Raw genomic sequence first — 13,404 nt, forward strand, 5'->3', positions numbered from 1 at the left:
GTTTCCATGCCGCCTTCCGGAGCCCGCCATGACCCCCGACGACTATGCGCGCCGCTTCTCGCCCGACGACACGCCGGGGCAGGACGCGCTGGAGGCCCATCTCGCCGCCCGGCTCGGCCCCGCGCATCGCCGCCTGCCCCTGCCGGCCGCGCGCAGGCTGAAGGCGGCGCTCGACCCCGAGGCCGAGGCCGAGCCGATCGACAGCGTCGCGATCTGGGCCCGGCCCGCGGCCGAGGGCGCGCCGGCGCATCTGCTCTACGTGGGCTTCGGCTTCTCGACGCTGGGCTACGCGCCCGAGGCCGCGGGCGGCGAGGCGAGCGGACTGGGCGCGGAGCCGGTGTTCCGCCTCGCCGCCGCCGCCCCGGACCCGGGCGCCGCCCCGACCTGGCCGCCCGAGATGATGACCCGTCTCGGCCGCTACGCCCTGCGCGACCCGGAGGCGCTGGTCCCCGGCTTCCTCGCGGCCTTCGAGGCGCCGCTGTCGCCCGAGGGCGAGATCACCGCGCTGCTGATGGTCCCCGATCCGGAGCTGGAGGCCGCCGACACCCCCCATGGCGAGGTCGCGTTCCTGCTCGCCCTCGGCGTCACCGCGGCCGAGGCCGCGGCGCTGGCCGAAAAGCGCGTCACCGTCGCCGCGATGCTGGCGGCGCTGGAGGCGGCGGGCCAGGGGCGCGTCACCGACCTCTCCCGTCGCGGTTCCGTGTTCTGACGTGCGCGGCAGGTTCATCCGCCGTACAAACTCCGGCCGGCAGTCTTCCGCCGCGGAAAGGCTCCGACGGCGGGGCGACGAGGGGAGACGGCGAATGACCATCGGAACAGGCGCTTCGGCGCGGCGCGCCATCGGGCGCGGGCGGGCCTGGGCCGCGCGCCGGATCGCGGCGGCGCGTCCGGGGCGCGCGGCGGCGCTCGTCGCGGCGATCCTCGCGGGGAGCGTCGCGGGAGTGGGCGCCGAGGCCGCGCGGGCGACGCCTGTCTACACGTCTGAACTGGCGGTGCAGCGGGTGACGATCTGCGTCGACGCCGGGGCGGCCTGCTGGACGCCGCAGATCGACGCGGCGCTGCTGCAGACGATGTTCGACCCGGCCGGCATCCGGCTGGTGCTGCCGGCGCCGATCGAGCTTCCCGACTTCGACTTCACGCTCTCGGGCGGGGAGGTGGACGCCTTCGCCGCCCTCGAGGATTTCTCCGCGGCGCTGGGCGTGCCGCCGACCGCGGCGCACACCGCCTGGATCGGCGGCACGCCCGAGATTGCGGGGAACACGATCGGCCTCGCCTATGTCGGGGCGGCCCTGCGGCCCTACGGGGTGATGCAGGCGACCCCCGACTTTTCGCTCGGCGCCAGCACGGCCCTGTTCGCCCACAAGCTGGGACATATCCTCGGGGCCCGGCATGACGGGGACGGGAATTTGGCCCCCGTGTCGGGGTTCATCATGCAGCCGGTCCCGTCGGCCACGCCGGCGACGACCTTTTCGACCTCGAGCCTGGAGGCCTTCGCGGCCTCGCCCCTGCCGGGCCCGCCCGGGACCTTCGCCACAGCCGTCCCCGCGCCCGCCGCGGGCGGGCTGCTGGCGCTTGCCCTGGGCGCGTTGGCGCTGGTCCGGCGGCGCCGGCTCAGCTCCCCGGCCGGCTCTTCCTGATCGAGCGGGCGAGCAGCAGCACCGGCGCCATGCCCACCGCGGCGATGGCCAGCGACGGCGCGGCCGCCTCGGTCAGCCGCTCGTCCGAGGCGAGCCGATAGGCCTGCACGGCGAGCGTGTCGAAATCGAAGGGCCGCAGCATCAGGGTCGCCGGCAGCTCCTTGGTCACGTCCACGAAGACGATCAGCGCCCCCGTCAGCAGCGAGCCGCGCAGCAGCGGCGCATGCACCCGCGCCACCACGCCCCAGACGTTGCAGCCCAGCACGCGGGCGGAACTGTCGAGGTTCGGCCCCAGCCCCTCGAACCCCGCGCTGACCGCGTTCAGCCCCGCGGCCATGAAGCGCGAGAGATAGGCGAGCAGGATCCCCCCTACCGTCCCGGTCAGGATCAGCCCGGTCGAGACCCCCAGCGCCTCGCGCGCCCAGGCGTCGACGGCGTTGTCGGTGAAGGCGAGCGGCCCCAGCAGCCCCACCGCGATCACCGAGCCGGGCGCCGCGTAGCCGACCGAGGCCGCGAGCTGCGCCGCCTTCGCCCCCGGCCCGGGCGCGAGGCGCACCGCGTAGCCGATCAGCAGCGCCGCCCCCATCACCAGCGCCGCGGCCGAGGCCGAGAGCATCAGCGTGTTCGCGGCGAACCCCCAGTAGCGCTCGACCCCCAGCCCGGACCAGGAGCTCCAGGCCATCCAGCCCAGCATCCCCAGCGGCACGGCGAAGCCGAAAGCGACCGGCACGGCGCAGGCGAGCGCCGCGGCGCGCCCCTGCCAGCCGCTCAGCGCCACCTCGGTCAGCCGCTCGTAGCGCCGGCCCGCCTGGTGGCGACGGGCGCGGCCGCGCTGGGCGCGCTCCAGCGCCACCAGGGCCACGGCGAGGCTCAGAAGGCACAGCGAGAGCTGGGCCGCCGCCACCCGGTCGCCCATCGAGAACCAGGCCCGGTAGACGCCGGTGGCGAAGGTCTGCACGCCGAAATGGGAGACCGCGCCGAAGTCGGCGATGGTCTCCATCATCGCGAGCGCCAGGCCCCCGACGATGGCCGGCCGCGCCATCGGCAGCGTCACCCGGAACAGCACCCCCCAGGGTCCGAGCCCGAGCGTCCGCGCCACCTGCGCCGCCGTCACCGACTGGTGGATCAACGCCGCCCGGGTCAGGAGATAGACGTAAGGATAGAGCACCAGCGACAGCATCAGCGCCGCGCCGCCCAGGGACCGGATCTCGGGAAACCAGTAGTCCCGGGGTCCCCAGCCCATCAGCGCGCGCAGGCCGCTCTGCACCGGCCCGGGATGGTCCAGCGCCCAGGTGTAGGCGTAGGCGAGCACATAGGCGGGGAAGGCCAGCGGCGCGATCAGCGCCACCTCGAAGAAGCGCCGCCCCGGGAAGCGGCAGGCGGTGACCAGCACCGCCGAGCCCACGCCCATCAGCAGCGACCCGGCCGCGACCAGCAGCGCCAGCTCCACCGTGGTCCAGGCGTAGCGCGGCAGCACGGTGGCCATCAGCAGCGACCACAGCGACCAGTCCCCGGTCACGGCCGAGACCGCGACCGAGATCGCCGGCAGCGCGCAGAGCGCCGCCAGCGCCCAGGCCGGCCAGGTCAGCCCCCGGCTCGACGCCGCCCGCGGCCCGCGCCCCCGCCCGAAGCGCAGCCGCCGCAAGAGCGGAACCGAGGCGGCCTCGAGGCTGGACTGGCTCATGCGGTCTCCGCGGATCGCCGAAAGGAGCCTTCTCCCTATCCCCCCGCGCCGCGCGCCTCAACTCCCGCGCCGCCGCCCGCCCCGGTCAAGGATCGCGAAGCGACCGCCGAAGGCGGCCTGTCCTTGACCGGGGCGGGCGAGTCGCTCAGGCATCTTCAGCGACGGACGGATCCGGAGAACAGGCGCGGGCCCTTGTTCTCTGGTGAGTTCAGAAGCGCCCTGCGCGTCTCCCGGCGCCCCGCTGCCCCAGGACGCGCCGCAGCCATGCCCGCCCGCAGGGCGCCTGCGGGCCGCTTCCCTCCGGTCTCGGAAAGGCTGGACGCCCGCGCGTCGCTGCGGCACTCTCCCTGCGATTCAAACAAGCGCTTCATACAGGCGCTGGGACGCAGGGAGGGCCGAAGATGCCCCGCAAGCTCGTGGACCTGTCGGTGGCGCTGGAGGCGGGCATCGCCTCGGATCCGCCGGGCAGCCTGCCGGAGATCGAATACCATCCCCATGCGCAGACCGCCCCGCAGCTCGCCGCCCATTTCCCCGGCCTGACGCGCGAGGATCTGCCCGGCGGCGACGGCTGGGCGGTGGAGCGGCTGGCGATCTCGACCCACAACGGCACGCATCTCGACGCGCCCTACCACCATCACTCGACCATGAACCGCAGGCTGAACGGCGGCGAGCCGGCGTGGACCATCGACCAGGTGCCGCTGGAGTGGTGCTGGAACCCGGGCGTGAAGCTCGACTTCCGCCACATGGCGGACGGCTACGTCGCAACGCCGGGCGACGTCGAGGCGGAGCTCAAGCGCATCGGGCACGAGCTGCGCCCGCTCGACATCGTGGTGGTCAACACCGCCGCCGGCGGGCGCTACGGGCAGGACGACTACGTGCTGCGCGGCTGCGGAATGGGGCGCGAGGCGACGCTGTGGCTGCTCGAGCGCGGCGTGCGCGTCACCGGCACCGACGGCTGGTCCTGGGACGCGCCCTTCGCGCTGACCAAGCGCAAGTGGGAGGAGACGCGCGACCCCTCGATCATCTGGGAGGGTCACCGCGCCTCGATCGACATCGGCTATTGCCACATGGAGAAGCTGGCGAACCTCGACCAGCTGCCTGATCACGGGTTCGAGGTGATCTGCTTCCCCTACAAGATCAAGGCGGCCTCGGCGGGGTTCATCCGCGCGGTGGCGGTGCTGGAGAGCTGAGCGGACCGCCGGGACAACCGGCGGCGAGGCGACGGGAGAATGACATGCGACTGATCACGTTCCGCTTTTCGAGCGCGGACGACGCGCGCGACCGGGTGGGGGTCTGGATGGAGGACGACACGGTCGCCGACCTCTCGGCCACCGGCGAGGACGGCTTCGTCTCGATGCAGGCGCTGATCGAGGGCGGGCCGGCGGCGCTGGAGAAGGCGCGCAGGATGGCGGTCTCGGCCCAGCGGCGCCCGATGGAGGCGGTGAGCCTGCGCGCCCCGTCGCCGGTTCCCGCGCAGATGCGCGACTTCATGCTGTTCGAGAAGCACGTGCGCCAGTGCGCCCGCACGGCGCAGGTGGTCGCCGCCCGAAAGCGCGGCGCCAGCCAGGCGGAGATCGACGCGATCGAGCTGCCGATGGCGCCGGAGCAGTGGTACAAGCAACCGATCTACTACAAGGGCAACCGCTTCGCCGTCTCGGGCCCGGGCGAGGACGTGCCGCGCCCGCCCTACAGCCGCAAGATGGACTACGAGTGCGAACTGGGCTGCTTCCTGTGGAAGGGCGGCGTGAACATCAAGGCCGAGCGGGCGCGCGAGCACATCTTCGGCTTCACCGTGTTCAACGATTTCTCCGCGCGCGACGCGCAGGGGCTGGAGATGCAGGGCCGGCTGGGGCCTGCGAAGGGCAAGGACTTCGACAAGGCCAACGCCATGGGCCCCTGCATCGTGCCGCTGGAGGATCTGGGCGACTACAAGGGCCTCGACATGATCGTGCGGATCAACGGGGTCGAGATGTCGCGCGGCAACTCCGGCGACATGTACTGGAGCTTCGAGCAGGTGATCGAGTGGGTCTCCCACGGCGAGACCCTGCACCCGGGCGAGTTCTTCGGATCCGGCACCGTGGGCGACGGCTGCGGACTGGAATTCGACCGCTATCTCTCGGACGGCGACGTGGTGGAGCTGGAGATCGAGAAGATCGGCGTCCTGCGCAACCGCCTGGTCCCTCCCCTGACCTGAGCCGGGCGCGCCCCCGCGAGGCGCGGGCGCCGCGTCGGGCCGCGCGCCCTTGGCGGGCGGCCCCCTCGCGGCGCGAGGCCGAGGTCTCGCCGTTCGCCCCGGGACGAGCCTCGCGCCTCGGTCGGGAGCGCGGACCTTCGGCGGGCGGGGGAGCGCCGCGTCGGGCCTTGCGCCCGGGGCGGACGGTCCGCCCGCGGCGCGGGGCGGAGGTCGCGCCCCTTGGGCCCTGCGGCGGGGCCGTGGCTGGCGCGGGGGCGGAGGCTTCGGGGGCGCGCGGCGGCGCGCGGTCGGTCCGCGGCCGCGGGGCGGCGCGGGGCGCGCGCACGGCGCGCGTCGTCGCCTCGGCGTCGCGGGCGGGCTCGACCTTCCTCGCGGGGCGTTGCATTGTCCGACACTAGAAACGACCCATCCCTGACGGAGGAGCCCCATGTCCGAACTCCTGATCGACGCGCCCATCCCCACCTTCGAGGCCGCGCCCCTGGCCACCCCCGAGATGCGGGTGCCGCCGGCGTGGATCGACTACAACGGCCACATGAACGTGGCCTACTACTCGATGGCCTTCGACAAGAGCTCGGACGTGATCTTCGACGAGGTGCTGGGCGTCGGCGGGGCCTATGCCGAACAGCTCAAGATGGGCCCGATGATCCTGCAGCAGCAGATCCATTTCGTCGGCGAGCTGCTGGAGGGCGAGCGCTTCCAGTGCCACTGGCAGCTGCTCGACTGGGACACGAAGCGCCTGCATTTCTTCGGCGAGATGATCAACCTCGAGGACGGCTCCACCGCCGCCTACACCGAGACGATGGGCATGAACGTGGACCTTGTGAAGCGTCGCTCGGCCCCCTATCCGGACTGGGCCCAGGCGCGGATCGACGCGCTGGGCAAGGCCCACGCCGGGCTGCCGCGCCCGGAGCTTGCGGGCGCCGTCATCGGCATCCGCCGCAAGGGCTGAGGCCGGCCCGGGCGGTCCCGGGCGACGGCAGCGCCCCGCCGCCGCCTCGCCTCCCCGGCGGAGAGGCGAGGCGGCCGGCGCCGGCGGACCGGCCGGCGATCCTCCGCGCGGAGGAAATGCGCTCCGGCCCCGACGGGGCCGGCGGCGATCCGCCGCCCGGCGGCGACCGGAGGCGCTCCGCACCGGAGCCGGACCGGCCGCGGGCCGCGCCGGGCGAGGACGGGAGGCGGTCGCCCCGGCGAGGACGGAACGATCCGCCCCCGAGGCGGGCCGGCGCGGGATGCGGCGCCCCGCCGGCAGGGGACGTGCAGGGAGCGACGACGGCGCCATGGCGGGCAGGGACGAAGCGGGCGAGGACCCCTCTCAGGACCCCGGGGAACGGGGCGGGGGCTGGCGCGAACGGCTGGCCGCGCAGGCCTGCGGGCAGGGTCGGGCGCTGCGGGCCTGGGCGGTCGAGCATGGCCCCACCGGCCTGTTCTTCTGGCTGCTGGCGCTGGCCGTGGGGGTGGCGGCGGGCTATGCGGCCATCGGCTTCCGCCTCGCCATCGCCGCCATCCAGAACGCCATCTACGGCGCCGACGACCACCGCCTGCACAGCACGCTGACCGGGCTCGATCCGCTGGTGATCGTGGCGACGCCGGTGATCGGCGGGCTGGTGGTGGGGGTGATCCTGCACCTGTTCACCGCCGACGGGCGCGCGGGCTCGGTCGCCTCGGTGATCGAGGCGGCGGCGCTGAAGAACGGGCGGCTGCCGATGAAGACGGGGCTCGCCTCGGCGGCGGCCTCGCTGGTGACGCTGTCCACCGGCGGCTCGACGGGGCGCGAGGGGCCGGTGGTGCACCTCGCCGCCACCCTGTCGTCCTGGGTCTCGGACCGCATCGGCGCCTCGCCGATCACGGCGCGCGACCTGATGGGCTGCGCGGTGGCGGCGGCGGTGTCGGCGAGCTTCAACGCCCCCATCGCCGGCGCGCTCTTCGCCATGGAGGTGGTGCTGCGCCACTTCGCGCTGCACGCCTTCGCGCCGATCGTCATCGCCTCGATCGCCGGCGCCGTGGTCAGCCGGGTGCACCTGGGCGACATCACCGAGTTCGACCTGCCCGACCACTCGCTCGCCTTCTATCAGGAGCTGCCGGCCTTCCTGATCCTGGGCCTGGTCTGCGGGCTGGCGGCGGTGGCGGCGATGAAGGCGATCCTGGTAACCGAGGCCTGGGGCGACCGCTTCGAGCGCTGGAGCCGATGCCCCCGCTGGCTGCGTCCCGGCGTGGCGGGCCTGCTGCTGGGCCTGATCGCGCTGCAGTTCCCCCATGTGATCGGCGTGGGCTACGAGACGACCTCGCGCGCGCTGACCGGCGACCTGGGCCTGCACGAGGCGGTGATCTTCGCCCTGATCAAGGCCGCGGCGCTCGCGATCACGCTGGCCGGGCGGATGGGGGGCGGGGTGTTCTCGCCCTCGCTGATGCTCGGCGCGCTGACCGGGCTCGCCTTCGGCTATATCGCGGTGGGGGTGTTCCCCAGCGTCTCGGGCTCCGAGATCCTCTATGCGCTGGCGGGGATGGGGGCGGTGGCGGCCTCGTTCCTGGGCGCGCCGCTCTCGACCGGGCTGATCATCTTCGAGCTGACGGGCGACTGGCAGACCGGGGTGGCGGTGATGGCCTCGGTCTCGATGGCGACCGTGGTCAGCGCGCGGATGGTGGACAAGAGCTTCTTCCTCTCCCTGCTCGAGAGCCGCAACGTGCATCTCGCCGGCGGGCTCGAGTCCTGGCTGCCGGGGACCATCGCGGTGACCCATGTGATGCGCCTGCGGGGCGCCGACGACGGGGCGCCCGACGGCATGTGCTGGAGCCTGGTGGAGCAGGGGGTGACGCTGGCCCCCACCGACACGCTCGAACAGGCCCTGCCGCAGTTCGAGCGGCGCGGCGCCGGCCCCTTCATCCCGGTGGTCGAGCAGACGCCCGAGGGCAAGCCCGAGCTGCTGGGCGCGGTCTTCCACCTCGACGCGCTGAAGGCCTACAACCGCGCCCTGGTCGAAGCGCACCGCGAGGAGCATTCCTGAGCGCCCGGGGCCGCGCGCGCTCGCGTGCGGCTCTCGCCCTTGTGATGGCGAAAACGCCACAATGCGCCCCGCAAATTTCCCGCCGCTGGCGCCAAGACGCCGCAACCGGCCCCCACCTTCTTCCTCAGGCCGACGCGGCGGGATGCGCCGCGCAGGCAAGATGAGAGAGGAGTAATACCGATGCTGGGTTGGGCCCTGACTTTTCTGATCGTGGCGATCATCGCCGGCGTTCTGGGCTTCGGCGGGCTCGCGGCCGCTTCCGCGGGGATCGCCAAGATCCTGTTCTTCGTGTTCATCGCGCTGTTCCTGATCGCGATGATCGCCCGCGCCGTCCGCGGCCGTCCGCCGGTGTGACGCGAGCGCGAACCTGCATCCCGCCCCGCGCTTCAGGCGCAGGGGCGGGACGCGGCCGGGCCCCGCGGGCGCCCGCCCGACCTCCGTGCGAGGTTCGGGCGGACGCCCGCGGGGCCCGGTGCGTTTGGCGACAAGGCCCTGAATCCCTTCGGCGACGGCCTTGCGGATCAGGCCCGCTCGGTCAGCCGCAGGGCCAGGCGGCGGCCTCGCCGAACGAGGGGTGGCGCACCACCGCGCCCTTGCCGATGCCATAGCGCTCGGCCAGCCCGCCGTTGACCTCCAGCACCGCCATCGCCACGCCCTCGGAGGGGCGCGGGTCCTCGGTGAAGGGCTCGGCGTTGGCGATGACGTTCAGCACGGTGCCGGTCTCGTCGATGAAGATCATGTCCAGCGGCAGGGGCGTGTCCTTCATCCAGAACGCCACCGCCCGGGGCGGATCGAACAGGAACAGCATGCCGTGGCCGAGCGGCATCTCCTCGCGATGCATCAGGCCGCGGGCGCGCTCGACCATGTCGTCGGCGATCTCGACGGTGAAGCGGGCCGAGGCGTCGCCGGCCTTCAGGTCGACGACATCCTCGCGGCAGGCGGCGAGGGCGGGCGCGTGCAGGCTCGCCGCGACGGCCAGCCCGAGAATCGATGCGGTCCAGATGCTCATGGCCCGCATCTTCGCCCCCGGCCGGCGCAATGCAAGCTCCGCGCCCGCACGGTTTCGGCGCCGCGCGAGAGGCCCCCGACGCGCGCGAGGCGCGTCGCCGGCGCGCGCCGAGCCCGGGCGCCGCGGGGAAAGCGGATCGGGGCGGAGAGGGCGGGCCCGCAGACGGTCTGCACAGGGCACGTCGCCCCGGACAGGGCAGGGCGTCCCGCACCGGGCAGGGCGTCCCGGACAGGGCAGGGCGTCCCGCACAGGGCGGGGCGACCCTTCGGGGCGCCGCCGAGCCGCGCGCCGGACGGCACGCAGCACGACGCCCCCGGCCGCGGGCGGCGGCCGGGGGCGTCGAGGCGTTCGCAACGTCTTCAGCGTGCGCCGACCTCGCGGGGTCGGTCGCTGGGCCGTCGGGGGCGCCGCGCAGGTCTCAGACCCGCACGACCTCCTCCCAGCGGCAGATCTCGCCGGCCATGTTGCCGCGCGGACCGGTGACGAGGCGCACGCACAGCGCCTCGCCGGGCTGGAGATCCTGGAAGCCGTGACGGCGCAGGGTCTCCATGTGCACGAAGACGTCGGCGGGATCCCCGAACACGTTGAGGAACCCGAACCCCTTCTGCTTGTTGAACCATTTCACGCGGGCGGGAAGGAACTCCCCCTCCGCCTGCGCTTCGGCGGCGATCTCCGTCGGCCGCGCCTCCTTCGGCTCGTCCGTTACGGTCGCGGCTTCGCCCGCCGAGACGCTGATGACCTCCGTCGCCTGCAGTCCGCGGTCCCCCCTGACCACGGTCAGCGACACGGTCGCGCCCTCGTCGAGCGAAGACAGACCCGCAGCGCGGACGCAGGCGGCGTGCACCATGACGTCCGGACCGCCCTCGGACGGCACGACGAAGCCATATCCCTTCTCGGCGTCGTACCACTTGACCTTGCCGGTCACGAAGCGGGACACCTTGACGACTTCCCCAGTCAACTACCTAACCCCAGACTCTGAACGTGCCTTACTCGTCACGCCGATATACGTCATTCATGTGACGTGCCGCAACAAAATGCGAGTCCGGCCGCTTCGGACCCATCGTCGCCCGTCCGAGATCGGAAAAAGCGTTGAAAATCCAGACGGTTAAAATTTTCGCCGGAATCGCCCTCCTCGCAGCGGGCGCGTGCAGCGTCGTTCATCCTGCCGACCGCCAGCCGAATCCCGGGCCGGTTTCGTTCAGATTCGCCGCCTTCGGCGCCGCCCCCCAGGCGCTGATCGCCCCCGACCGCGCCGCCGTCGCCGAGGTCGCCGACCGGGCCGCTCGAATCGCGACCCGCCCCCCCTCCGACATGGGCCCCCGCCCCCCGCGCCCGGCCGAGGCGGCGGCGCTGCCGCTGCTCTACGGCTCGCCCGAGGGGCGGCGGTTCCTGTCGCGTCCCGTCGGCGGCGGGAGCTCGCGCGCCTTCGCCCTGGGCGAGCCGGCGCAGAGCTGCCCCGCGCGGATCGAGGCGGCGGGCGCCGACCCCCGGTCCGCGGCGCAGGCCGCGCTCGAGGCCTGCTTCGACGCGCTGGCCGCCGCCGGCGCGGGGGCGGATTGCGGCTGCCGGGCGGTGGCGCTGGACGACGCCGCGCTCGCCCCGCCGGCGGTCTTCGACTATGCGCCCGGGGTCTCGGCGCGGCTGGTCTCGCCCGATCTCGACATCGACGTGGACCTCGCCGCCTCCGAATCCGCGGCCCCGGACGGGGAGCGTCTGCTGGCCCTCTATCCCTCGCCCGGCACGCCGGCGCTGATCCTGGTTGCGCCCGACGGCGGCGCGCGGATGCTGCTGCACGGGCGGGAGTGGACCGGCTCGCGCACCGTCGAGGGCCTGTCGCGCGGCCGCTTCCGCGAGCGCATCGCGCTGGTGCGCGACGACGGGGCGCGCGCGATCCTCTCGGTCGGCTGGGATCCCGTCGCCTACGCCGCCGAGCGCCGCCGCCTGACCCGCTGGACCGGGGCCTGAGCCGGCGACGGCGGGGGCCCGCGCGGCCCCCGCCGGCCCTTTCGCCCCCGCCGCTTTCGCCCTAGCCTCCGCGCGAACCTGAAGAGGCCGTCCATGTTCCAGAGCTTCGAGACCCAGGGGAACCGCGCCGCGGGCCCCGCCCGGCTGGCCGCGCTGCGCGAGCGCATGGCCGCGCAGGGCGTGCACGGCTTCCTCGTCCCGCGCGGCGACGCCCATATGGGCGAGACCGTCGCCGCGCGCGACCAGCGCCTGTCCTGGCTGACGGGCTTCACCGGCTCGGCCGGGACCTGCGCCGTCCTCGTCGACCGCGCGGCGCTGTTCATCGACGGGCGCTACACGATCCAGGCCCGCGAGCAGGTCGACCCCGCGTTCGAGCGGGTCGCCATCGAGAAGACGCCCCTCTCGGCCTGGCTGAAGACCGCGCTGCGGCCCGGCCAGCGCCTCGCCTACGATCCCTGGCTGCATGGCCGCGAGCAGGTGGAGGCGCTGGAGCGCGCCTGCGCCGAGGCGGGGGCCGAGCTGGCGCCCACCGCCAACCTCGTCGACGCCGCCTGGCCCGACCAGCCGGGCCCCCCGATGGGGGCGCTGTCGGTGCACCCGGACGCGCTGGCGGGCGAGCCCTCGGCCGCCAAGCGGGCGCGGCTGGGGCGCGAGCTGGCCGAGGCCGCGCGCGACGCGGCCGTCCTGACGCTGCCCGACAGCCTGGCGTGGCTGCTCAACGTGCGCGGCTCGGACGTGACTCGGATGCCGGCGCCCCACGCCTTCGGCCTGCTGCGCGCCGACGGGACCGCGACGCTGTTCGTGGCCGCCGCGAAGCTGACCGATCCGGTGCGCCGGCACCTGGGCAACGCCGTCGAGATCGCCGCGCCCGAGGCGCTGGGGCCCGCGCTCGACGCGCTGGCGGGGCGCACGATCCTGCTCGACCGCGCCACCTGCCCGGTGTGGATCGCCCACCGGCTGGAGGCGGCGGGGGCGAGGATCGACTGGGGCCAGGACCCCTGCATCCTGCCCAAGGCGCGCAAGAACGCCGCCGAGCTCGCCGGCGCCCGCGCCGCCCACCTGCGCGACGGCGCGGCGCTGGTGCGCTTCCTGCGCTGGGTGGACGAGACCGCGCCGACCGGCGCGATGACCGAGATCGCGGCCGTCGAGAAGCTGGAATCCCTGCGCGCCGAGACCGGCGAGCTGCGCGACATCTCCTTCGACACGATCTGCGGCGCGGGGCCCAACGGGGCGATCGTGCATTACCGCGTCACCCGCGACACCGACCGCACCCTGGTCCCCGGCGAGCTGCTGCTGGTGGACTCGGGCGCCCAGTATCCCGACGGGACCACCGACGTGACCCGCACGATGGCGACCGGCCCCGCGCCGGAGGGCGCGGCCCGCGCCTTCACCCTGGTGCTCAAGGGCATGATCGCCATCGCCATGGCGCGCTGGCCCGCCGGTCTCGCCGGGCGCGACATCGACGCGCTGGCCCGCCAGGCGCTGTGGAAGGGCGGGCTCGATTACGACCACGGCACCGGCCACGGGGTCGGCGCCTACCTGGGCGTGCACGAGGGGCCGGCCTCGATCTCGCGCCGGGGCCTGGTTCCGCTGGAGCCGGGCATGATCCTCTCGGACGAGCCCGGCTGCTACCGCGAGGGCGAATGGGGGATCCGGCTGGAGATCCTGGTCGCCGTCACGCCGCCCGCCGTGCCGGAGGGCGGCGAGCGGGAGATGCTGGGCTTCGAGACCCTGACGCTGGCCCCTCTCGACCGCCGCCTGATCGTCCCTGCGCTGCTGGACCCGCCGGAGCGGGCCTGGCTCGACGCCTACCACGCCCGGGTGGCGGAGGCGCTGACGCCCCTGCTGCCCGATCCCGCCGACCGAGACTGGCTGGCCGCGGCCTGCGCGCCGCTCGCCGATTGAGGGAGAGA

The 13,404-nt window shown here is 74.2% G+C and carries 12 protein-coding genes; 9 read left to right on the plus strand and 3 right to left on the minus strand.

What is annotated here, in order from left to right; genetic code table 11:
* Positions 1 to 28 precede the first annotated feature (28 nt).
* Positions 29 to 709, plus strand: a complete 681-nt coding sequence (locus BM064_RS14540) for a suppressor of fused domain protein (RefSeq protein WP_092860517.1) — start codon at positions 29 to 31, stop codon at positions 707 to 709.
* Between the two features lie 94 nt (positions 710 to 803).
* On the plus strand, positions 804 to 1,637 hold the full coding sequence (locus BM064_RS14545) for a PEP-CTERM sorting domain-containing protein (protein WP_092860518.1): 834 nt from the start codon (positions 804 to 806) through the stop codon (positions 1,635 to 1,637).
* Here BM064_RS14545 and BM064_RS14550 read toward each other — a convergent pair.
* Positions 1,612 to 3,321, minus strand: a complete 1,710-nt coding sequence (locus BM064_RS14550; RefSeq protein ID WP_092860519.1) for an ABC transporter permease — start codon at positions 3,319 to 3,321, stop codon at positions 1,612 to 1,614. The two genes, BM064_RS14545 and BM064_RS14550, sit on opposite strands and share 26 nt — an antisense overlap.
* 401 nt (positions 3,322 to 3,722) lie before the next feature.
* On the opposite strand from BM064_RS14550, the gene BM064_RS14555 reads away from it, so the two are divergent.
* The 5 genes from BM064_RS14555 to BM064_RS14575 all read left to right on the plus strand — a co-directional run bounded on the left by BM064_RS14555 (position 3,723) and on the right by BM064_RS14575 (position 8,871).
* The gene (locus BM064_RS14555) at positions 3,723 to 4,511 is read left to right on the plus strand and encodes a cyclase family protein (protein WP_092860520.1); all 789 of its coding nucleotides are present in this window, start codon (positions 3,723 to 3,725) and stop codon (positions 4,509 to 4,511) included.
* A gap of 44 nt (positions 4,512 to 4,555) precedes the next feature.
* Positions 4,556 to 5,515, plus strand: a complete 960-nt coding sequence (locus BM064_RS14560) for a fumarylacetoacetate hydrolase family protein (protein WP_092860521.1) — start codon at positions 4,556 to 4,558, stop codon at positions 5,513 to 5,515.
* 427 nt (positions 5,516 to 5,942) lie between these two features.
* A complete protein-coding gene (locus BM064_RS14565) occupies positions 5,943 to 6,464 on the plus strand; it encodes a thioesterase family protein (RefSeq protein WP_092860522.1) in 522 nt (173 codons plus the stop codon).
* A 328-nt stretch (positions 6,465 to 6,792) separates the two neighbouring features.
* Complete coding sequence (locus BM064_RS14570) at positions 6,793 to 8,517, plus strand: chloride channel protein (protein ID WP_092860523.1); 1,725 nt, start codon at positions 6,793 to 6,795, stop codon at positions 8,515 to 8,517.
* A gap of 180 nt (positions 8,518 to 8,697) precedes the next feature.
* Positions 8,698 to 8,871: a DUF1328 domain-containing protein gene (locus BM064_RS14575; RefSeq protein ID WP_092860524.1), complete on the plus strand. Its 174-nt coding sequence runs from the start codon at positions 8,698 to 8,700 to the stop codon at positions 8,869 to 8,871.
* Between the two features lie 181 nt (positions 8,872 to 9,052).
* On the opposite strand, the gene BM064_RS14580 is transcribed toward BM064_RS14575, so the two are convergent.
* Positions 9,053 to 9,526 (minus strand): DUF192 domain-containing protein, encoded by a 474-nt coding sequence (locus BM064_RS14580; RefSeq protein WP_092860837.1) that lies wholly within the window; start codon positions 9,524 to 9,526, stop codon positions 9,053 to 9,055.
* Between the two features lie 418 nt (positions 9,527 to 9,944).
* Complete coding sequence (locus BM064_RS14585; RefSeq protein WP_245779170.1) at positions 9,945 to 10,463, minus strand: cold-shock protein; 519 nt, start codon at positions 10,461 to 10,463, stop codon at positions 9,945 to 9,947.
* Between the two features lie 152 nt (positions 10,464 to 10,615).
* On the opposite strand from BM064_RS14585, the gene BM064_RS27485 reads away from it, so the two are divergent.
* Together BM064_RS27485 and BM064_RS14595 are read left to right on the plus strand one after the other, a co-directional pair.
* On the plus strand, positions 10,616 to 11,491 hold the full coding sequence (locus BM064_RS27485) for a hypothetical protein (RefSeq protein WP_092860525.1): 876 nt from the start codon (positions 10,616 to 10,618) through the stop codon (positions 11,489 to 11,491).
* A gap of 93 nt (positions 11,492 to 11,584) precedes the next feature.
* Positions 11,585 to 13,396: an aminopeptidase P family protein gene (locus tag BM064_RS14595; RefSeq protein ID WP_092860526.1), complete on the plus strand. Its 1,812-nt coding sequence runs from the start codon at positions 11,585 to 11,587 to the stop codon at positions 13,394 to 13,396.
* Positions 13,397 to 13,404: the final 8 nt, after the last annotated feature.

The sequence above is a fragment of the Albimonas pacifica genome, assembly GCF_900113695.1.
GTDB classification, from domain to species: Bacteria; Pseudomonadota; Alphaproteobacteria; order Rhodobacterales; family Rhodobacteraceae; genus Albimonas; species Albimonas pacifica.

What these genes read in the sequence shown, in the direction of transcription:
- BM064_RS14540 (WP_092860517.1), top strand. Translation starts at nt 29, where the DNA reads ATGACCCCCGACGACTATGCGCGCCGCTTCTCGCCCGACGACACGCCG.
- BM064_RS14545 (WP_092860518.1), top strand. Translation starts at nt 804, where the DNA reads ATGACCATCGGAACAGGCGCTTCGGCGCGGCGCGCCATCGGGCGCGGG.
- BM064_RS14550 (WP_092860519.1), bottom strand. Translation starts at nt 3,321, where the DNA reads ATGAGCCAGTCCAGCCTCGAGGCCGCCTCGGTTCCGCTCTTGCGGCGG.
- BM064_RS14555 (WP_092860520.1), top strand. Translation starts at nt 3,723, where the DNA reads ATGCCCCGCAAGCTCGTGGACCTGTCGGTGGCGCTGGAGGCGGGCATC.
- BM064_RS14560 (WP_092860521.1), top strand. Translation starts at nt 4,556, where the DNA reads ATGCGACTGATCACGTTCCGCTTTTCGAGCGCGGACGACGCGCGCGAC.
- BM064_RS14565 (WP_092860522.1), top strand. Translation starts at nt 5,943, where the DNA reads ATGTCCGAACTCCTGATCGACGCGCCCATCCCCACCTTCGAGGCCGCG.
- BM064_RS14570 (WP_092860523.1), top strand. Translation starts at nt 6,793, where the DNA reads ATGGCGGGCAGGGACGAAGCGGGCGAGGACCCCTCTCAGGACCCCGGG.
- BM064_RS14575 (WP_092860524.1), top strand. Translation starts at nt 8,698, where the DNA reads ATGCTGGGTTGGGCCCTGACTTTTCTGATCGTGGCGATCATCGCCGGC.
- BM064_RS14580 (WP_092860837.1), bottom strand. Translation starts at nt 9,526, where the DNA reads ATGAGCATCTGGACCGCATCGATTCTCGGGCTGGCCGTCGCGGCGAGC.
- BM064_RS14595 (WP_092860526.1), top strand. Translation starts at nt 11,585, where the DNA reads ATGTTCCAGAGCTTCGAGACCCAGGGGAACCGCGCCGCGGGCCCCGCC.